This is a genomic window from Streptomyces sp. NBC_01454 (genome assembly GCF_036227565.1).
Lineage (GTDB): Bacteria > Actinomycetota > Actinomycetes > Streptomycetales > Streptomycetaceae > Streptomyces.
The window spans coordinates 7,742,962-7,761,430 of sequence record NZ_CP109460.1; the positions used below are offsets into that span (position 1 = coordinate 7,742,962).

The 18,469-nt window shown below is 69.6% G+C and carries 18 protein-coding genes and 2 pseudogenes; 7 read left to right on the plus strand and 13 right to left on the minus strand.

Annotation, left to right across the window (positions count from 1 at the left end; translation table 11 throughout):
• Positions 1–22 precede the first annotated feature (22 nt).
• Together OIU81_RS34080 and OIU81_RS34085 are read right to left on the minus strand one after the other, a co-directional pair.
• A complete protein-coding gene (locus tag OIU81_RS34080; protein WP_329154059.1) occupies positions 23–496 on the minus strand; it encodes a nuclear transport factor 2 family protein in 474 nt (157 codons plus the stop codon).
• Between the two features lie 21 nt (positions 497–517).
• Positions 518–1,252 carry an SDR family oxidoreductase gene (locus OIU81_RS34085; RefSeq protein WP_329154062.1) on the minus strand — a complete coding sequence of 245 codons (735 nt, stop codon included), beginning with the start codon at positions 1,250–1,252 and terminating at the stop codon, positions 518–520.
• Between the two features lie 160 nt (positions 1,253–1,412).
• On the opposite strand from OIU81_RS34085, the gene OIU81_RS34090 reads away from it, so the two are divergent.
• Positions 1,413–2,291, plus strand: a complete 879-nt coding sequence (locus tag OIU81_RS34090) for a helix-turn-helix transcriptional regulator (protein ID WP_329154063.1) — start codon at positions 1,413–1,415, stop codon at positions 2,289–2,291.
• Positions 2,292–2,322: 31 nt separating this feature from the next.
• On the opposite strand, the gene OIU81_RS34095 is transcribed toward OIU81_RS34090, so the two are convergent.
• The gene (locus tag OIU81_RS34095; RefSeq protein ID WP_329154064.1) at positions 2,323–4,203 is read right to left on the minus strand and encodes a transketolase; all 1,881 of its coding nucleotides are present in this window, start codon (positions 4,201–4,203) and stop codon (positions 2,323–2,325) included.
• 261 nt (positions 4,204–4,464) lie between these two features.
• On the opposite strand from OIU81_RS34095, the gene OIU81_RS34100 reads away from it, so the two are divergent.
• Entirely contained in the window at positions 4,465–4,917 is a 453-nt protein-coding gene (locus OIU81_RS34100; protein ID WP_329154066.1) for a VOC family protein, read from the plus strand.
• A 363-nt stretch (positions 4,918–5,280) separates the two neighbouring features.
• On the opposite strand, the gene OIU81_RS34105 is transcribed toward OIU81_RS34100, so the two are convergent.
• Positions 5,281–5,601, minus strand: a complete 321-nt coding sequence (locus OIU81_RS34105) for a hypothetical protein (protein ID WP_329155550.1) — start codon at positions 5,599–5,601, stop codon at positions 5,281–5,283.
• A 390-nt stretch (positions 5,602–5,991) separates the two neighbouring features.
• Between OIU81_RS34105 and OIU81_RS34110 the strand changes: the two genes are divergently transcribed.
• Entirely contained in the window at positions 5,992–6,426 is a 435-nt protein-coding gene (locus OIU81_RS34110) for a VOC family protein (protein WP_329154068.1), read from the plus strand.
• Between the two features lie 158 nt (positions 6,427–6,584).
• Here OIU81_RS34110 and OIU81_RS34115 read toward each other — a convergent pair whose 3' ends face one another.
• The 4 genes and pseudogenes from OIU81_RS34115 to OIU81_RS34130 form a co-directional block, all read right to left on the minus strand.
• Positions 6,585–7,025 (minus strand): NAD(P)/FAD-dependent oxidoreductase, encoded by a 441-nt coding sequence (locus OIU81_RS34115; protein WP_329154069.1) that lies wholly within the window; start codon positions 7,023–7,025, stop codon positions 6,585–6,587.
• 101 nt (positions 7,026–7,126) lie between these two features.
• Positions 7,127–7,624 (minus strand): annotated as a pseudogene (locus OIU81_RS34120) (NAD(P)/FAD-dependent oxidoreductase); the annotation flags it as partial.
• Between the two features lie 74 nt (positions 7,625–7,698).
• On the minus strand, positions 7,699–8,073 hold the full coding sequence (locus OIU81_RS34125; protein ID WP_329154070.1) for a fluoride efflux transporter FluC: 375 nt from the start codon (positions 8,071–8,073) through the stop codon (positions 7,699–7,701).
• Positions 8,070–8,600 carry a fluoride efflux transporter FluC gene (locus tag OIU81_RS34130; RefSeq protein WP_329154071.1) on the minus strand — a complete coding sequence of 177 codons (531 nt, stop codon included), beginning with the start codon at positions 8,598–8,600 and terminating at the stop codon, positions 8,070–8,072. Before OIU81_RS34130 ends, OIU81_RS34125 begins: the two co-directional genes overlap by 4 nt.
• A gap of 566 nt (positions 8,601–9,166) precedes the next feature.
• Here OIU81_RS34130 and OIU81_RS34135 point away from each other — a divergent pair.
• The 3 genes from OIU81_RS34135 to helR all read left to right on the plus strand — a co-directional run bounded on the left by OIU81_RS34135 (position 9,167) and on the right by helR (position 12,831).
• Positions 9,167–9,514, plus strand: a complete 348-nt coding sequence (locus tag OIU81_RS34135) for a DUF190 domain-containing protein (RefSeq protein ID WP_329154072.1) — start codon at positions 9,167–9,169, stop codon at positions 9,512–9,514.
• 209 nt (positions 9,515–9,723) lie between these two features.
• On the plus strand, positions 9,724–10,131 hold the full coding sequence (locus tag OIU81_RS34140; protein ID WP_329154073.1) for a RidA family protein: 408 nt from the start codon (positions 9,724–9,726) through the stop codon (positions 10,129–10,131).
• Positions 10,132–10,683: 552 nt separating this feature from the next.
• The gene (gene helR, locus OIU81_RS34145; protein ID WP_329154075.1) at positions 10,684–12,831 is read left to right on the plus strand and encodes an RNA polymerase recycling motor ATPase HelR; all 2,148 of its coding nucleotides are present in this window, start codon (positions 10,684–10,686) and stop codon (positions 12,829–12,831) included.
• A 33-nt stretch (positions 12,832–12,864) separates the two neighbouring features.
• Here the strand turns inward: helR and OIU81_RS34150 are convergent, their stop codons facing one another.
• A complete protein-coding gene (locus tag OIU81_RS34150) occupies positions 12,865–13,395 on the minus strand; it encodes an Lrp/AsnC family transcriptional regulator (protein WP_443074178.1) in 531 nt (176 codons plus the stop codon).
• On the opposite strand from OIU81_RS34150, the pseudogene OIU81_RS34155 reads away from it, so the two are divergent.
• Positions 13,315–13,563 (plus strand): annotated as a pseudogene (locus OIU81_RS34155) (GTP cyclohydrolase I); the annotation flags it as partial. The gene OIU81_RS34150 and the pseudogene OIU81_RS34155 overlap by 81 nt on opposite strands.
• Before the next feature lie 113 nt (positions 13,564–13,676).
• On the opposite strand, the gene OIU81_RS34160 reads toward OIU81_RS34155, so the two are convergent.
• From OIU81_RS34160 to OIU81_RS34175, 4 genes are all read right to left on the minus strand, one after another.
• A complete protein-coding gene (locus OIU81_RS34160; protein ID WP_329154078.1) occupies positions 13,677–14,027 on the minus strand; it encodes a UBP-type zinc finger domain-containing protein in 351 nt (116 codons plus the stop codon).
• Positions 14,024–15,481, minus strand: a complete 1,458-nt coding sequence (locus tag OIU81_RS34165; protein WP_329154079.1) for an ATP-binding protein — start codon at positions 15,479–15,481, stop codon at positions 14,024–14,026. Before OIU81_RS34165 ends, OIU81_RS34160 begins: the two co-directional genes overlap by 4 nt.
• The gene (locus tag OIU81_RS34170) at positions 15,478–17,154 is read right to left on the minus strand and encodes an FAD-dependent oxidoreductase (protein WP_329155552.1); all 1,677 of its coding nucleotides are present in this window, start codon (positions 17,152–17,154) and stop codon (positions 15,478–15,480) included. The genes OIU81_RS34165 and OIU81_RS34170 overlap by 4 nt, the downstream gene beginning before the upstream one ends.
• A gap of 212 nt (positions 17,155–17,366) precedes the next feature.
• Positions 17,367–18,467 carry an alpha/beta fold hydrolase gene (locus OIU81_RS34175; protein WP_329155554.1) on the minus strand — a complete coding sequence of 367 codons (1,101 nt, stop codon included), beginning with the start codon at positions 18,465–18,467 and terminating at the stop codon, positions 17,367–17,369.
• Positions 18,468–18,469 lie beyond the last annotated feature (2 nt).

Sequence of the window (18,469 nt, forward strand, 5' to 3'; positions counted from 1 at the left end):
ACGGACGGGCACGTACGGACGCCTACTCGAAGGCCCGCACGGCGTCCTCGCCGTGGGTCCACCGGACCCCCAGCCGTTGCCGGGTCAGCAGCCAGCCCCCGGGGCCCCTGCGGAACTCCCAGTCGTAGGGGCCTCCCATCGAGTACGGGGAGGCCGTGCGGCCGGCTTCGGTCACCGCGACGAACCACATGTAACCGAGGCCGGTCGCCCGGTCGCCCTCCACATCGAACTGCATGTTGAGGAGGTGGTGCTGCATGCTCGGATAGGGCGACTCCGCAGCGGCCACCTTCGCCCGGACCGCCTCCTTGCCGTGGATCTCTTCCCAGGGCCCGAATTCCAGGACGGCGTCCTCGGCCCAGCACTCGATCCAGGTGTCCCAGTCCTTGCGGTCCAGCGCCCGCCAGCCATGGATCAGGAGCGCGCGCAGGGCCTCCTTGTCCTCCAGTTCGCGCAGGCGGCGCGTCAGACGGTGGTACTCGTCGGTGGTGACGGTCATATCGGCTCCTGACACGGTCGGTTACTGGGCGCTTGCGCTCGGGCGGACCACGATCTCGTTCACATCGACCTGCGGGGGCTGGGAGAGCGCGTAGGCGATGGCGTCCGCGATGGCGGAGGCGGGCAGCGCCACCGCGCGGTAGGTCTTCATGGCCTCCCGGGCTGCCGGATCGGAGATGCTCTCGGCGAGCTCGGACTCCGTCACGCCGGGGGAGACGAGGGTGACGCGGATGTCTCCGGCGGATTCCTGGCGCAGCCCTTCGGAGAGTGCGCGGACCGCGAATTTGGTGGCGCAGTAGACGGCCGCGGTCGGCGAGACCTCGTAGGCGCCGACGGAGGCGATCTGCACGAAATGGCCGCCGCCCTGTTCGCGCATCACCGGCAGCGCGGCGGCGATCCCGTGCAGGACGCCGCGCACATTCACGTCGATCATGCGGTCCCACTCGTCGGTCCGCGTGGCCGCCAGCGGCGACAGCGGCATCACCCCCGCGTTGCTCACCAGGGCATCGAGCCGGCCGAACTCGGTGCGCGCGGCGTCCACGAAAGCCCGCATGTCCGCCGCGTCGGTGACGTCCAGCCGCCGGAAGGCAGCGGTGCCGCCCTGCTCCGTCAGCTCTTCGGTCAGCTGCCGCAGATGACCGGTACGGCGCGCGCCGAGCAGGACCCGGTGTCCGCCCGCCGCCAGCCGGCGTGCGGTCGCCGCACCGATACCGCTGCTCGCACCGGTGATCGCGACGACCTTGGCGTGCTGTGTCATTCCTGTTCCCGTTCCCTCGGTGGAGGACCGCTTCGTCCTCGTTCGTTCAGTGGAGCGCTGCGGCAACTCTCGGCACCGGCGGACGGCGCTGCCAGCACGGGCTGTGCCCGGGCATGGCACACCCAGGCAACGCCAAGGGGGCGGCCCTTAATCTGACGAGGTGAAGAGCAACGACCTCGGAGACTTCCTGCGTGCCCACCGCGCACGCCTGCTGCCGGGCGACGTGGGGCTGGCGTCGTACGGCCGACGACGGGTGGCGGGCCTGCGGCGTGAGGAGGTGGCCGTCCTTGCGGGCATGAACGCCGACTACTACGCCCGCCTGGAACAGGGACGCGAGTCCAGCCCCTCTCCGCAGGTCCTCGACGCCATCAGCGGCGCACTGCGCCTGGACGACGCGACCCGCGACCACCTGTACCGGCTGGCGGATACGTTGCCCGTCGGCGTCCAGGCGCACCCGCAGGAGACCGTGAGCCCGACGCTGCGGCAGCTACTGGACGGCTACCCGCACACCCCGGCCTTCGTCCTCAACCCGGCCCTGGACCTGCTGGCGTCCAACCCGCTGGCCGACGCGCTGTTCTCGCCGTTCGGCCCCGCGGACAACCTCGCCCGGATGATCTTCCTCGACCCCGCAGGACGCCGCTTCTACACCCAGTGGCACCGCGCGGCCGAGGCGACCGTGGCCAACCTGCGCCAGGCCACCGGCCTCGTCCCGCGCTACCCGCGCCTGCGCGCACTCGTACGGACACTCCGTGAGGCGAGCGCCGAATTCGCCACGCTCTGGGCAGCCCAGACCATCCAGGCGAAGAACGGCGACGCCAAGGAACTCCACCACCCCGAGGTCGGCTGCCTGTCACTCACCTACCAGTCCTTCGACGTACGAGGAGCGCACGCCCAGCAACTCGTGATCTACCACGCGGAACCCGGCAGCCCCAGCGCCCAGGCACTCACCCTGCTCGGCAGCCTCGACGCCACCCGCCGCCACGACCCCACCAACGACCCGCATACGAAGGCGACTTACGGCCGCAGGGACGAGTCCTGAATCTGACGGGCCATCAGCACGGGCGCGCGAGTCAGCGTGCGAGGAGGTCGCGGGCGGCGCGGGCGATGTAGGGGTGGGAGAGGCCGGAGGCGTCCAGGAGTTCGGCGGGTGTGCCGGAGGCGGGCAGGTTGCGGACGGCGAGGTGAGCGAGGGCCGGTGCCTGGCGGTGCTCGGCGAGGGCGGACAGGACCGCTTCGCCGAGGCCGCCTTCGGGGTGGTGGTCCTCGACCACGACGAGGGCACGAGTGTCCCGGGCGGCGCGGGCGAGCGTGTCGGCGTCCACCGGCTTGACGGAGTACAGGTCGATGACGCGGGCACGGATGTCGTCGGCGGCGAGGTGATCGGCGGCGGCCAGGCACTCGTGCAGGGTGACGCCCGCGCCGATGAGGGTGACCTGGTCCTGGTCGGTGGCGCGCAGTGTCTTGGAGCCGCCGACGGGGAACGACTCGTCGGCCGGGTAGAGGACGGGGTAGGCGCCTCGGGTGGTGCGGAGGTAGGAGATGCCCTCCAGGTCGGCCATGGCGGCGGTCAGGACCGCGGCACAGGTGGCGTCGCCGGGGTAGAGCACGGTGGAGCCGTGCACCGCGCGCATCATGGCGAGATCTTCGAGGCCCATCTGGGAGGGCCCGTCCGCGCCGATCTCGACGCCGCAGTGGCTGCCCGACAGGGCCATGGTCACCTGGGAGATCGCGGCCATCCGGATGAAGTCGTAGGCACGGCTGAGAAAGGCGGCGAAGGTCGCGGCGTAGGGGCGGTAGCCGCGGACGGCCATGGCGACCGCCGAGGCGATCAGCTGCTGTTCGGCGATGTAGGTCTGGAAGTAGCGCTCGGGGTGCGCCTTGCCGAAGTCCGCGGTGTGGGTGGAATTGCCCACTTCGGCATCCAGGACGACGACATCGGCGCGTGCGCCGAGTGCGACCAGGGCCTTGCCGAAGGCGACCCGGGTGGCGACCTTGTCACCGGGCTCGAACCGCGGCAGCTCGACGGTCACCTCACCCATGGGCTCGCGGGGGTGGGTGTTGGCGGGGGGCCGCGGCCCGCGGACGGTCAGACGGCGTACGCCGCCCAGCTCGGCGACAGCACGTTCGGCGAGGTCGTCGGGCAGTGCTTTGCCATGCCAGCCCTCGGCATCGGCGATCTCCGCAACCCCCCGGCCCTTGACCGTCTTGGCGACGATGACCGTGGGCGCCTGCCCGTCGGCCGCCGTGGTCAGGGCCTGGTCGACGGCTGTGAGGTCGTGGCCGTCGACGACGAGAGCGCGACAGCCGAAGGCCTCGGCACGGCGGGCGTAGGTGTCCGTGTCCCAGCCCCATTCCGTGGGCCCGCATTGGCCGAGGCGGTTGACGTCGATGAGGGCGGTGAAATGGGCCAGCTGGTGGCGGCCGGCCTTGTCCAGGGCCTCCCACACCGACCCTTCGGCCATCTCGCTGTCCCCGCACAGCACCCACACGCGGTAGGGCTGCTTCTCCAGGTCGCGTCCGGTCAGGGCGATCCCCACGCCGTAGGCGATCCCCTGCCCCAGGGACCCGGTGGCCACGTCCACCCAGGGCAGCACCGGGGTGGGATGGCCCTGCAGGCGGGCGCCGTACCGGCGGTAGGTGGTCAGCAGTTCCTGCTCGTCGATGGCCCCGGCGGCGAGGAACATGGCATACAGCAGGGGAGAGGCATGACCCTTGGAGAAGATCAGGTGGTCGCCCGCCGCGTTCGTCGGCTGCTGCCAGTCATAGCGCAGGTGACGGGCCATGAGGACGGCCATGAGATCGGCAGCGGACAGGCTGGAGGTCGGGTGGCCCGAGCCGGCCGAGGTACTGGCGCGCACGGAGTCGACGCGCAGCTGCTGGGCGAGCTCAAAGATCTGGCTCAGCTCGCTGTCGGGTCCGATCACATGGGTGGATCCGGGCTCGGCCGCCATCACGGCCTCCTCTCCTGCGGAAACGCGGGTACCAGGTGCCTGTACCCCGTGCCCTGGGCGTGTTCCCGGATAAGGCCGCCGGTACGACCGTTTGCCGAGCCGGCGACCGCCCTCGGCCCGCGCACGCCGGCATGACATCCCTCCGGCGAACCCGCCGGCTGCACCTGAATGGCTGCCCGAGCTGGGCAACGGGGAATGCGGCGACCGCAACCGCCCCCACCCGAGCACCGCACGGTCCCCGGCTCAGCTATAACCAGTCGCATGACACTGAGCTGGAAACTCGTCATCGACAGCATGAACGCGCCCGCGCTCGCGGACTTCTGGGCCGCGGCGCTGGGTTATGAAGTGGAGAATCCCGGCGCGCTCATCGAGCAATTGCTGACCGCCGGCCACCTCGGCGAGGAAGCGATCACCGAGCACCGTGGCCACAAGACCTTCCGCGGCTACGCCGCGATCCGCCACCCCGACGACCCGTTCGACGAAACCAGCGGCATCGGCCGCGGGCGACGGCTGCTCTTCCAGGACGTACCCGAGGGCAAGACCGGCAAGAACCGCCTGCACATCGACATCCATGCGGAACCCGGTGGTCTCGACACGCTGGTAGCCCGCCTGGAGGCCCTGGGCGCGACCCGCGTCAGCGAGGTGGACAAGGGACCTGCCGGACACTGGTGGATCCTGCGCGACCCGGAGGGCAACGAGTTCTGCGCTGCGTAGGACCTGATGGCGGGACAGCGCGGGGGAGCGGGCCCTCCCGTCGAGCAGGCTGTGGAGTGCCGCTCAGCCCCGTGGCGAGAGGCTCACCGTGACCCGTCCGGAGGCACCTGGCGGAGTGGGGTCGTAGTGCTGCGTGCGCAGCGTGCCTGTGACGGCGGGGCATAGGGACGCAGCCCCTCGCCGACGATCGGAGTCGGTTCGACGAACAGGACGAGCAGCCTGTGGTGCCGGTCGACCGTGCGGATCGTCGCGCCCGCGATCCGGTCGTACCTCGGGGTCAGCTGCTCGGACTCGATGCGGTGTAGTGGCCGCTGTCGGTCTTGGTGATGTGCTGCTGTGCGTGCAGAGCGATGCTCAGATCCACTACGGGGTGTCGTGGTCGTCGAGGAAGCGCAGCAGCACAGCAGCTTCCGCGCGGAGCTGCGCGACGCGATCAGCGTGGGCGGGCGCAGTCAACTGAACCGCCACGTCCAGTCGTTCGGTGGCCTCGGCTCTCACGATATCCGCCACATCGCACTCGCTCAGCTCACGTCGCGCTGCCTCGGTCACACCGACACCGACCGGTGAATGCTCGAGCGCCAGGCCACGCATGTCGGCTTCGTCCACGGGCACCGCCTCCGCGTTGTCCAGCGCCGCGAGCGTGGCACGCAGGGCGCTCACCGCGGTCTTGTCGCGGGCGCGCATGGCTTCCGGGAGGGCTTGACGCATTCGAACACGAAGGGACATGCCGGGACCTTATGGGCGTTTCCCTGGCGCCACAACCGGATATCCCTACAGCACCAGCCCTCCCGCCAACTAGCCGCGTTCCGCCCGCCCGTAGACCTGCTTGGCGACACGGCGGTGGCGGTACATCGGCTTCCCAAGTCGCCACGAACCGTGAGCCACGACCCCGGTCCGCAGGTGGGAAATTGCTTGAGCCTCGGGTGACCAGGTGTCAGACTCGCCCGGTCATGACCGAGATCATCATGTTGCACGTCTACGAGGTGGACAGCGATGCATCCCTGGTGGTGCGTCTGTTCTCCACGCGGCGATGACACCCGGGTCTCGGTGAACAGCACGGGTGAGGGTGGACCGATGGCATCGATCAAGCAGTTCCAAGTCACCTTCGACTGCGCAGAACCTGAGCGCGTCGCCCGCTTCTGGTGCGAGGTGTTGGGGTACGTCGTCCCGCCGCCGCCGGAGGGGTTTGCTACGTGGGACGATTTCGATCGCTCGCTGCCCTCTGAGCGACAGGGTTCTGCGTTCGCATGCAGTGATCCCTCAGGTGTGGGCCCGCGACTGTTCTTTCAGCGCGTCCCCGAAGGCAAGGTCGTCAAAAATCGGGTGCATCTTTGCGTGCGGGTCGGCACCGGGCTCGTGGGGGAAGAGCGCCTGGCCACGCTTGAGGCCGAATGCGCACGACTGGTCGCGCTCGGCGCGGTACACGTGCGCACACTCCTTGCCGATGAGGACAACGAGTCGTGCATCGTGGTGCAGGACATCGAGGGCAACGAGTTCTGTCTCGACTGAGGCGCCGCGAACGTGTCCTCCAGAAGTCATCTCATTGGGCGGGGTCAGTAGGTTGTGGGCCGTGGTGGGGAACGCGGCGGCGCGGCTTTACGAGACTGGTTCGGGCGCACGGAGACGCACCCGCCCGGTCGCGGTACCGGTGGCGCTTGCCAGGGCTGTCACGGGGAGAACCGCTCCGGGCGGAAGTCCGCAAGCATCTCCTCCCTCTTCCCGCTGAGGATCTCCGAAGCAAGCAGCCGGCCGATTACCGGCCCGAGGGTGATGCCGCTGTGGGAAACGGCCTCGTAGTAGCCCGGCACAGACGGCACCGCTCCCACCGAGGGGAATCCGTCGGCCGGGATGGGCCGGTGGGCCACCCGTGTCTGTGCGATGCGGGCGTTGCCGAGTTCGGGAACGACCTGCCGCGCCGCTTCGTGGAGCAACCGTGCGAGGTGCGCCGGATCTTCGCCGGTGTCGATGAGTGCGTCGACCTCGCGGCTGTGGAGCACCACCGAAGCGTCTCCGTCCGGACGGATCTCGATGTGCGGCGCGTGCATGGCCCGGTGAACCAGGACCTGAGTACCGTCGATCCGGGTGACGGCGCCGGGTTCCCGGCGCATCGGCAAGCGCCGTGCGAGGAGCCCGGCGACGTGGGAGGCGTGGGGCCTGCCGCGTTCACGACGATGTCGACGTCGAGACAGCTCCCATCCGATAGAGCAACCTTCTGGATGCTCCCGTCGGCACCGGTGCCGATGTCACACACCGCGGTGTCGGACCGGAGCCCGGCGCCGGACGCAACGGCCTGGCCGACCAGGCGGCCGACGAGATGACGTCCGTGCACCCAGGCTTCGTCGGGGTAGAACACGACTGGAACCTCACCGGGCATCGTGAGAGCAGGTTCGAGGCGGCGGCGTACCTCGGCCCCCGTGTACACCTCAGCCCGGTAGTCCCAGTGAGCCAGCTGCTCGGCCGTTTTGACGTTCAGATTGAAGTAGGACTTGCTCGCGGTCTTGTTGCTGGCGTTGACCCACGAGAAAGACCAATTGGGGACGCCTTCGCCCGGCTGGCCTGCGTCGATGAAGACCACTTTGGCGCCGCGCCGGGACAGGTGCCAGCCCACGCCGGCTCCGAGGATGCCGACTCCGATGACAGCAACACGTTCCGGCGGCTTCACGGACCTGGTCCTCACGAACGCCCCCTTCCCAGATGACGGGCGCACTCAACTCCCGTTTCCAGCATGCATGCACGTGCCTACTGACCCCGCCAGATGGCCTGAGCCCTTTCGTGCCCGGCTCAGGCCAGGAGCGCCGAAGCGAGGGCGGTGGCGAGGTAGGCGGTGCCCAGGCCGGCGATGACGCTGACGAGGGCGTTGGCGGCGGCGAAGTACTTCGCGCCGGTCTCGGCCAGGCGCAGGCTCTCGAAGGAGAAGGTGGAGTAGGTGCTCAGCGTCGCGCACAGCCCGGGCCCGATCAGGTGCTGCAGCGCTTGGGGGACGGTGGTGGCAGTCGCGGCGCCGGTGAGGAAGCCCAGTCCTGCGCAGGCGGCGATATTGACGCTGAAGGTGCCCCAGGGGAAGACCGTGTCGTGGCGGGCCTGGACGGCTCGGTCGGTGAGGTAGCGCAGCGGGGCGCCGACGAGCGCGCCGGCGATGACCATCAGCCAGTTCACGACCGCCCCCGCTCTGCGCCGGCGCGCGGAAGGAAGGCGAGGCGGGTGAGGGAGGCGGTGACCCAGACCGCTCCGAAGGCGGTCAGCAGCGTGGCGGCGGCGTACAGCAGTCCGCTGCCGGGATGGCCTCCCTCCAGGAGGCGCTGGGTGTCGAGGGTGGTGGTGGAGAAGGTGGTGTAGCCGCCCAGGACGCCGGTGCCCAGGAACGGCCGCATCAGGGGGTGAACGGCGAAGCGTTCGGTGATCAGGACCATCAGGACGCCCATGGCGGCGCAGCCGGTGACGTTGGTCCAGAACGTGGTCCACGGGAACGCGGCGGGCGCGGTGGGCCAGAGCAGGGTGGCACCGTAGCGGGCGCAGGCCCCGATCACCCCGCCGGCGGCAATCGCGGTGAGGATCTCGGCGTGCTTGCGTGCGGGTGTCCGGCCTGCCCGGGGTGGCCATGGGTCGATCGCGGTGTCCGGGTCGACGGGCTCCGCCGCCCAGTCGCTCGGCCGGGGCGCGGCGCCCTCGTGTTCGCTGGTCACGGGCAATCTCCTACCTGACGTCGATCCGGCGCGCGGGTGTCGGCGCGCCGTTCAGGTAGGGACCGTTGGCGGCGGTGCTGCCGCGGTTGGGTACGGCGGGCCCCACCGCCGTGCGGCCCCCCTCATGGGGTGGCTGCGCCATCCAGGGTACAGCGCTGCCGCCTGGGGGCCGTGGGCGTCCTGCGCGGGCTGCGTCCTGCGGGTTCCGGGGCCTGGGGGCCCGGGGCCTGGGGGCCCGGCGGCGCGCGTGTTGGGCGAGCCGTCCGGTGAGGCTTTCTGCGTCCCCTGCGGCAGGCCCCATCTCCTGGCGTCCTGCGGTGCCTTTGTCTCGGATGTGTCGGACACCGCGCGGCGGTGGGGCCCGCCGTACCCCACTCGCGGCAAAATGCCGCGCGGACGTGGAGCCCGTGTCCCCGCGCAGCGCGCGGAGCGGCGTCGGGGCAGGCATCGTTCGTGGCAGCGGTCTCGCTCCGTGGCGCGGTGTGGTCCGGCCGCCTCCGCAGCGACCCGTAGTCGAGTAGTCCCTCCGCAGCAACACGTCATCGAGTAGTCCAAGGGAGGCAGCGATGAGGCTGAGCGGTACCGCACTGCGCGTGACGATTTTCATCGGTGAGAACGACATCTGGCACCACAAGCCGGTGTACTCGGAAATCGTGCACCGGGCACACAAGGCAGGGCTGGCGGGGGCTTCGGTCTTCCGCGGCATCGAGGGGTACGGCGCCTCGTCGCTGATCCACACGTCCCGGCTGCTGTCGCTGAGTGAGGACCTGCCGGTCGCGGTCGTCATCGTCGACGACGAAGAGCGCATCCGTGCGTTCCTGCCGCAGCTCGATGAACTGGTCAGCGAGGGTCTGGTGATGCTCGACGACTGTGAGGTCATCCGCTACGTGGGCCGCACCCAGGGGGATTCATGAACCGGCCGCCGGTGTCAGCCGGTGCGTGAAGGACGGCGCCCACCGCGCTCCCTGACCGACCGGAAAGTCCTCACCACCCGTGATGCCGCGACCGACAGCCGCCCGAGAGCATGCGGCCGAGGTATGACGCCTGGTAGGTAGAGTGAAGAATGAATCATGAGGCCGGAGTGGTGATCCTGCCTGCTCCATGGCTACTGAGGAAGTGTGCTGTGCCGCGTACGACGTTCCAGCCCAAGGACCTGTTCCCCAGTCGGCCGTGGGGGTTCTCCCAGGTTGCGGTTTCCCCGCCCGGGAAGATCGTCAACATCGCGGGCCAGGTCGCGTGGGACAGCAACCACGAGGTGACGGCGGTGGGGCGGGAGGCACAGCTCCGTCAGGCGCTGCAGCATGTGTTCATCGCTCTCGAAGCCGTCGGCGGCATTCCGGATGACATCCAGATCCTCCGGCTCTACCTTCCGAACTTCGAGTCCGGTCCCGAGGCGGATGTGATCGGCCGCGTCCTGGTCGACGTGTTCGGAACGGAGAACCCGCCCCCGTCCTCATGGATCGGGGTGCAGGGCCTGGCGCAGCCCGAGTACCTCGTCGAGGTCGAGGCCATGGCGGTCATTCCGGAGTAGAACCGGCGGGAGCGGCGACACGGCCTCGCACGATTTCCGACGGGGCGAAGCCTGCGCGCGCACGGAGGCACCCGGTCGGGACCCTGCGCTTGAGGGCGAAATCCGCTCCACCAAGTCACCGCGGTCACCGCGGTCACCGCAATCACCCATTTCCTCAGCCCGTATGTAGGGAAAGGCGGGCTGGAGGAATAACGCCGTGGGCCCGTTTAAGGAGCCTCCGATAACGGCCACGGCAAAAAGGGCCACGGCCAAGAAAACACAGAGGCAAGGAGGAATTCCCACTCCTTGCCACTCTCAACTTATAGCGCACCGGGGGGCTTGCGGCAAGGCCCCGGTGGTCGGGCAGAATCGCGGGCCGAGGTCAGAACCTGCAGAAATTGGAGATTCGCGAAGTGCGTGCGTTGTGGTCGGTTCATGGATTGCGCGGCGACGTCGAGCCGGGGGCGGGACGCGCACTGCGGGTGCAGGTGGGCGCGGAGGCGCTCGGCACCGAGTTGCGGGTGTGTGCGCCGTCGGCCGTCGCGGCAGCGACCCCGGAACGGAGCTGAGGACATGAACCCCCTGACCACCAGCGCGTTCGACCTTCCCGAGCACCTCGCCGCCAAGGCCGACCCGGCGCTGATCGACGGCGACGAGCAGCACTTCGCGGCCGTCTCGGAGAGCCTGGCGCAGACGATCGCCGAACTGTCCGACCGCCTCGATGTCGCGCGTAAGGAGCCCGGCGGCCTCGGCCGGGCGGCAATGGACCGGGACACGGAGGTCCACCAGCTGACCGGTCGGCTGCGCGCCCTGAGTCGCTTCGGTCTGGACCTGTGCCTGGGACACTTCGTCCCTACGGACAACCCCGAGCCCGTGTACATCGGACGCCTCGGCCTCACCGACAGCGAGGGCCATCGGCTGCTGCTCGACTGGCGTTCCCCCGCGGCCGAGCCGTTCTTCGCAGCGACCCACGCCAACCCGATGGGTCTGGCGAGCCGCCGCAGATACCGCTGGACCCGCGGCCGGATCAGTGACTACTGGGACGAAGTGTTCACCGCCGACGGGCTCGAGGGGCACGCCGCGCTCGATGACCAGTCCGCGTTCATCGCCAGCCTGGGCAGCAACCGGTCGGCCCGGATGCGCGATGTGCTCGCCACCATCCAGGCCGACCAGGACGCCGTCATCCGGGCGGGATCCCGCGGCGCGCTCGTCGTCGACGGCGGTCCCGGTACGGGCAAGACGGTCGTCGCGCTGCACCGCGCCGCCCACCTTCTCTACTCCGACCCCCGCCTCGGGCACCGCCGGGGAGGCGTGCTGTTCGTCGGTCCGAGCCGGCCCTACCTGGCCTACGTCGCCGACGTCCTGCCCAGCCTCGGCGAGGAGGGAGTGCAGACCTGCATCCTGCGCGACCTCGTCACCGAGGGAGCCGGAGCATCGACCGAGACCGATCCGCGAGTGGCGCTGCTGAAGTCGTCCGCGGACCTGGTGACGGCGATCGAGCCGGCCGTCGGCATCTACGAGGAGCCGCCCACCGAAGGGATGACGGTCGCGACCCACTGGTCCCACCTCTGGCTCAGTGCCGACGACTGGGCGGCGGCGTTCGAAGCGGTGGAACCAGGTACTCCGCACAACGAGGCGCGCGACCAGATCCGGGAGGAGCTGCTCACGATCCTGATGGACAAGGACACCAGCGACGCACCGCCCGAGCTGCTGAGAAGGTCGCTGCTGCAGAACCGGGAGCTGATCCGGACCCTCAACCGTGCGTGGCCGATGCTCGAAGCGAGTGACCTCGTCGGAGATCTGTGGTCGGTGCCCGCCTACCTGCGCAAGTGCGCTCCCTGGCTCAGCCTCGATGACGTGCGCACGTTGCAGCGCGCGGATGCCCAGGCGTGGACGGTGTCCGACCTGCCGCTCCTGGATGCGGCGCGGCAGCGGCTCGGCGACCCGGAGGTGTCACGGCGCAAGCGTCGGCACGATGCCTTTGTCGCCGCCGAGCGTGCGCGCAGGGCCGTCGTCATCGACGGTCTGCTGAGGGCCGAGGACGACGGTGAAGGCGCGGTGACGATGCTGCACGGACAGGACCTGCAGGACGCCCTGATCGACGAGAGCGCCCTGCCCGGCGTCGATCCGGAGCCTCTCGCCGGCCCGTTCGCGCACGTCATCGTGGACGAGGCGCAGGAACTGACCGATGCCGAATGGCAGATGCTGCGGCAGCGCTGCCCGTCCCGGAGCTTCACCATTGTCGGTGACCGCGCCCAGGCCAGGCACGGATTCACGGAGTCGTGGCAGGAACGGCTCGAGCGGGTCGGGCTCGACCGGATCACCGTGGCCTCCCTGAACATCAACTACCGCACGCCGGAAGAGGTCATGACGGAAGCCGAGTGCGTCATCCGGGCCGCGCTACCGGACGCCAATGTGCCGACCTCCATTCGCCGCAGCGGCATCCCCGTCGTCCACGGATCGGTGGCGGACCGGGACTCGATCCTCGACACCTGGCTCGCCACACATGCGGAGGGGATCGCCTGCGTCATCGGCGATCCCACGTTCCGGGCGACGTCCCGAGTCCGGTCGCTGACCCCGGAGTTGTCGAAGGGGCTCGAGTTCGACCTGGTCGTCCTCGTCGACCCGGAGGCATGTGGCAACGGCATCGAAGGAGCGGTCGACCGCTACGTCGCGATGACCCGGGCGACCCAGCAACTCGTCATCCTCACAAGCTCCTGACGTCGGCCGAGCAAGGTGACGGCCACCTGACGTTCATGAGGGGGGCGGGTCGCTCAGGCGGTCCTCGTCCACTCGGGTTCCGGCCTGCTTGATCTGGCGGAAGACGGGACTGATCTCCATGCCTTCGACGCCGGGCAGGGTGCCGACGCGGTCGGTGGTGAACTCGAAGAGGGTGTCGAGGTCGCTGCAGTGGACGACGGCGTGGAGGTTGCACGGTCCGGACACCGCGGCGGCGAAGCCCACCCCGGGCAGCGTCGCCATCGTCCGCCCGACAGTTTTGATGTGGGCCGGGTGGACCCGCATCCACAGGTTCGCCCGGGCGCGGTATCCCAGGGCCATCGGTGCGGTCTCCACGTCGATGTGGACCACTCCGCCCCAGAGCAGTGCGTCCAGACGTCGTGAGGTTCGGCCCGAGGTGAGGCCGGCCGCGGCTGCCAGGTCGGTGATACCGGCCCGTCCGTCGAGGGCGAGCGCCGCCAGCCCCGCGCCGTCGAGCACTTCGCCTGCCGACCGCAAGTCCAGGAACGCCTCACCAAACAGGTCGCCGACTGGCTCCAGACCCAACTCGAACCCCAGGGCGTGGGCGTCGTCATCGAAGCCGAACACAGCTGTATGACCCTGCGCGGCGTCCAGGCCACCGGCTCCAGCACCCTCACCTCCACCCTGCTGGGCACCCTGCGCAGCGATGCCCGCTCACGCAGCGAATTCCTGGCCCTGGCCGGCCTCACCTGAACTCACCGTCGGGGCGCCGGGCCGCGGAGACCCACCCGGGAGGCCCGGCCGATGACGACGCCTGGGCCGGCTCAGGTGGCCGCGCGAGGAGACGAGGAGAGGTGGCGGTCCGCCTATCCCAGACGGTCGGCCCAGTCCTCCGGGACCCGTCCCGCGGGGCCGGGGGTGGGCTGATCGGCCGGGTGGCTGTCAGGGGGAGCCAGGGGCGGGCCCGAGGCGTACACCTCCGAGGTCTCGTAGCTGTAGAACCAGGCTTCGCCCGGTTCGAAGCTGCGGATCACCTGGTGCCCGGTGTCCCGAGCGTGGGCCGTCGCGTGCTTGGCGGGGGAGTCGTCGCAGCAGCCGATGTGGCCGCACTGTGCGCAGCGTCGCAGGTGGAACCACCAGCCGCCGTCGGCGTCGCACTCGGCGCATCCGGTTCCGCTGGGCGGGACCGAGGGGTCGATTCCGTTCGGGGATGTCATGACGGCTCCTGTGGGGGACGGGGGTCGGCGGCGGCCAGTGGGAGACGGACCTGGAAGCGGGTGTCGCCGGGGACGGAGTGGAACCGCAGGTCCCCGTTGTGCTTGTGGACGACGATCCGCCAGGAGATGTCCAGGCCGAGACCCGTACCCTCACCCACCGGTTTGGTGGTGAAGAACGGGTCGAAGACGCGGTCGCGGATCTCCTCGGGGACTCCGGGACCGGTGTCGCGGAACTCGACGAGCAGCAGCTCCCCGTCGCGCGCGGTGCGTACGGTCAACGTGCCGTCGGCGCCCGTGCTGTGCATCGCCGAGACGGCATTGTCGATCAGATTCGTCCATACCTGGTTGAGCTCGCCGGGGTAGGCCGGGATCTTCGGCAGACCGCGGTCGTAGTCCTTGACGACGGTGATGTGGGGGCCGATCTTCGCGGAGACCATCAGCAGGGTGCTGTCCAGCAGTTCATGCACGTCGGCGACCTGGTGGGGCGCGCGGTCGAGTTGCGAGTACTGCTTGGCCGCGGTGACGAGGGCCGAGACGCGGGTGGTCGAGTCCTCGATCTCGTTCATCAACAGTTCGGTCTCGACGGTGTAGTTGAGCCATCGCACGGCACCTTCGAGGCTGTCACGGTCCACGGCCGCGGCGACCTGGTCCAGCCAGTCGGCGTCCAGGCCGGCCTGGACGAAGGTCGGCGCGAGCTGCCACCCGTCCCCGATGCCGTGGTCGTCCAGCCAGTCGGCGAGCGCGTCCTCCCGGTCCGCGGCCTCCAGCGGGCTCAGGGTGGTGGCCTTGGCAACGCGCTCGGCGGTGCGTTCCTGGACCTCGATGAGCGTCTCCAGGCTGTCGCGCCGGTACGATCCCGCGGCGAGGATGCCGAGCTTGTGGCGCATTCCGGCGACCCGCTCGCGCAGCGCGGAGGTGGCGCGCACGGCCGCGGCGGCGGGGTTGTTCAGCTCATGGGTCAGCCCCGCGGACAGCGACCCCAGAGCCAGCAGCCGTTCTCGCTGGCCGACGGCCTCCTGCGTGCTCTTGGCGCCGAAGAAGAGGCCTTCCAGCAGATGGACGGCCATGGGAAACCACTCACGCATGATCGCGGCGAAGGTCTCCGCGGGCAGCACGAAAAAGCGTGCGGGCTCGATGACACTCAGGGAGCTGTTGTACACCTGGCGCAGGCGGTCACCCAGGTAGGCCTGGAAGGCTCCCGCGTACACCCCGCGGCTGGCACTCCGGTTGATCTCCACGTCGTAGTCCCCGATCCGGCGCGAGAGCACGAGGGTCCCTTCGAGCAGCACGTAGAAGCACGTGGCGGTGTCGCCCTCCGCGTACACGGGCCCGGGTTCGAACGCCTCCACACGGCCTTCGCGGCAGAGCCGGGCGAGCTGGTCGGGAGCCAGCTTCTCGAACAGGAACAGTGAGCCGAGTTCCTCCTGACTGCACGGCATCGGCCGGCTGTTCATGACTGCTCCAGATATCGGTGGACGAGCATGACCGCCATGGCTCCCTCTCCTACCGCGGAAGCGACACGCTTGGCGGACTCGGCGCGGGCGTCTCCGGCCACGAACACGCCCGGGACGTTGGTTTCCAAGTGGTAGGGCGGACGGCTCAGCTCCCAGCCGTCCGGCGGGTTTCCGTCCGCGGTCAGATCGGGTCCGGCCAGGATGAACCCGTGGGAGTCCCGGAGCACCGTGCCCTCCAGCCAGTCGGTCCGCGGGGCCGCCCCGATGAAGACGAACATCCACTGGGCGTCGACGAGTTCGGTGTCGCCGGTCGCCGTGTCGCGCAGGGTGAGCTGTTCCAGTTGATGCGCGCCGTGGGCGGCGTCGACGACCGTGTGGGTGCGCACCGAGATCGTGGGCGTGTCGTCGACCTGCTGGACGAGGTAGTGCGACATCGACGTGGTCAAGGACGGCTTGCGCACCAGCACGGTGACCGACTTGGCACTCCGGGCCAGGTAGATCGCGGCCTGGCCGGCGGAGTTCGCGCCGCCGACGATGTACACGTCGTGGCCTTGGCACGCGGCCGCTTCGGTCAGGGCCGAACCGTAGAAGACTCCGCAGCCGGTCAGCTCGGTCACGTGGGGTGCGTCCAGTTGCCGGTACGACACGCCGGTAGCGAGGATCACCGAGTGCGCGGCGACCGCGGAGCCGTCCGAGAACCGCACGACGCGCGACGCGCCATTGACCTCCAGCCCGGTGACCTCGCGGGTGGTCAGTATCTCGGCCCCGAACTTCGCCGCCTGCCGCCGGGCCCGGTCGGTGAGCTGCGCTCCGGACACTCCGTCGGGGAAGCCGAGATAGTTCTCGATGCGCGAGCTCTGGCCCGCCTGGCCGCCGGTCGCGGAGCGTTCCACGAGGACGGTCCGCAGGCCCTCGGACGCCCCGTACACCGCCGCACCCAGACCGGCCGGCCCGCCGCCGATGACGACGAGGTCGTAGAAGTCGGTTGCCGGGGTCGTCGCGAGGCCGACCCGGGCGGCGAGCTCCCGGTCCTCGGGCTCGATGAGGGCCGTGCCGTCCGGAGTGATCACAAGCGGGAGCCGCAGGCCGTCCTGGCCCGCCGCGCACAGCAGCCGGCGGCCCTCCGGGTCGTCGGACGAGTACCAGCGGTACGGCACCTGGTTGCGGGCCAGGAACTCCCGTACGGCCGAGGAACGCGCCGACCAGCGGTGCCCGACGACCTTGGTGACGGCCACCGGCCGGTGGTCGGTGGCCCGCCAGGCCTGCAGCAGATCGTCGAGGATGGGGTAGAGCTTCTCCTCGGGCGGCTCCCAGGGCTTGAGGAGGTAGTGGTCGAGGTCGACGACATTGATCGCGTCGATGGCCGCGTCGGTGTCCGCGTACGCGGTCAGCAGCACCCGCCGGGCGTCGGGGTAGATGTCGAGAGCCTGCTCGAGGAACTCGATGCCGTTCATCTCCGGCATCCGGTAGTCGGCCACGATCACCGCGACGGGGCCGCCGCGGAGCTTCAGCTCGCGCAGGGCGTCGAGGGCGGACTCGCCGGACTCCGCGCGGACGACGCGGTACGACGCGCCGTAGCGTCGCCGCAGATCGCGGGCGACAGCTCGCGACACGCCCGGATCGTCGTCCACGGTCAGGATGACGGTCCGCGCCGGACTGGTGGCCTGATCCATAGGCATCCCGTCCCCGGGTCGCTCGCCCTTCCCTGCCCTTCCTCACCGACTGCACGAGCCCGTCGGGCACGCCAGTGCGCCGGTAATATCCATCCTATGGGTGAATGTCGTGGTTTTCTCGGGAGTGCGGCTCCCCGTCGCCGGCTTCGCCTTTCGATGGGCGAGAGGCATGAGCTGACGGCCCCGCGTGCACCTCGCCGCGTGAGACTTCTTCACTTCGACGGCCGCCGCTCGGCCGTGCGAACGCCATCGACGTCCACCACGTCCACCACGTCCACGACGGCCTGGGCGAAGTCTCCGGGTGCCTCTTGGGGCACATTGTGTCCGATGCCCTTCAGCGTTCGGTGCGCATACCGACCACTGAATTTGTCGCGGTAGGACGAGCCGCCACCCGCGGGCGTGAAGGGATCGTCCGCGCCGTCAAGGGTGATCGTGGGCACGGTGATCACGGGACCCTCGGCGAGGCGCCGCTCGAGGCCGTCGTAGCGCGGGTCCCCCTCGGCCAGGCTCAGGCGCCAGCGGTAGTTATGGAGCACGATGCCGACATAGTCCGGATTGCTGAACGCCGCCGCAGTGCGATCGAACGTGGCAGCATCGAAATCCCAGGTCGGGGAGTTGAATTTCCAGATCAGCCGCGCCAACTCGCGCCGGTTCCGCTCGAGGCCGAGCTGGCCTCGCTCCGTGGCGAAGTAGAACTGATACCACCACGCCCACTCGAGCTTCGGCGGCAAGGGTTTCTTGTTGGCCGCACGATTCGTGATCAGATATCCGCTCACGGATACCAGCCCCTTGACCCGTTCCGGCCACAGGGCGGCGATGATGTCCGCCGTCCGCGATCCCCAGTCGTAGCCGGCGAGGATCGCCTTGTCGATCCGCAGGGCGTCCATCAAAGCGATGATGTCGAGGGCGAATACCGACTGCTGGGCGTTCCGGAATGTCTTGCTCGACAGGAACCGCGTCGTGCCGTGGCCGCGCAGATACGGCACGATGACCCGGTACCCCCTGGCCGCAAGCAAAGGTGCGACCGCAACGTAGCTGTGAATGTCGTAGGGCCAGCCGTGCAGAAGGATGACCGCAGGGCCGTGGGCCGGGCCCGCCTCGGCGTATCCCACCTTCAGGACGCCGGCCCTGACCTGCTTCAACGGGCCGAAAGACGCTTCCTTTGCCGAGCGTTGTGTGCTGCGGTCGGCCGCCTGACGGGCCTGCTGGTGGTCGCCGGACACGGCCGTGGAGCAGGCCGTGGAAAGGGCCGCTGCCGAAGCGGCGGCCGCTCCTTTGCCGACAGTCTTCCCGAAGGTTCTCCTGCTGATCATCT

What these genes read in the sequence shown, in the direction of transcription:
- OIU81_RS34095 (WP_329154064.1), bottom strand. Translation starts at nt 4,203, where the DNA reads ATGGCGGCCGAGCCCGGATCCACCCATGTGATCGGACCCGACAGCGAG.
- OIU81_RS34115 (WP_329154069.1), bottom strand. Translation starts at nt 7,025, where the DNA reads ATGCGCCGGGAACCCGGCGCCGTCACCCGGATCGACGGTACTCAGGTC.
- OIU81_RS34175 (WP_329155554.1), bottom strand. Translation starts at nt 18,467, where the DNA reads ATGATCAGCAGGAGAACCTTCGGGAAGACTGTCGGCAAAGGAGCGGCC.
- helR (WP_329154075.1), top strand. Translation starts at nt 10,684, where the DNA reads ATGAACCCCCTGACCACCAGCGCGTTCGACCTTCCCGAGCACCTCGCC.
- OIU81_RS34105 (WP_329155550.1), bottom strand. Translation starts at nt 5,601, where the DNA reads ATGCGCGCCCGCGACAAGACCGCGGTGAGCGCCCTGCGTGCCACGCTC.
- OIU81_RS34135 (WP_329154072.1), top strand. Translation starts at nt 9,167, where the DNA reads ATGAGGCTGAGCGGTACCGCACTGCGCGTGACGATTTTCATCGGTGAG.
- OIU81_RS34110 (WP_329154068.1), top strand. Translation starts at nt 5,992, where the DNA reads ATGGCATCGATCAAGCAGTTCCAAGTCACCTTCGACTGCGCAGAACCT.
- OIU81_RS34165 (WP_329154079.1), bottom strand. Translation starts at nt 15,481, where the DNA reads ATGAACAGCCGGCCGATGCCGTGCAGTCAGGAGGAACTCGGCTCACTG.
- OIU81_RS34160 (WP_329154078.1), bottom strand. Translation starts at nt 14,027, where the DNA reads ATGACATCCCCGAACGGAATCGACCCCTCGGTCCCGCCCAGCGGAACC.
- OIU81_RS34080 (WP_329154059.1), bottom strand. Translation starts at nt 496, where the DNA reads ATGACCGTCACCACCGACGAGTACCACCGTCTGACGCGCCGCCTGCGC.
- OIU81_RS34170 (WP_329155552.1), bottom strand. Translation starts at nt 17,154, where the DNA reads ATGGATCAGGCCACCAGTCCGGCGCGGACCGTCATCCTGACCGTGGAC.
- OIU81_RS34100 (WP_329154066.1), top strand. Translation starts at nt 4,465, where the DNA reads ATGACACTGAGCTGGAAACTCGTCATCGACAGCATGAACGCGCCCGCG.
- OIU81_RS34085 (WP_329154062.1), bottom strand. Translation starts at nt 1,252, where the DNA reads ATGACACAGCACGCCAAGGTCGTCGCGATCACCGGTGCGAGCAGCGGT.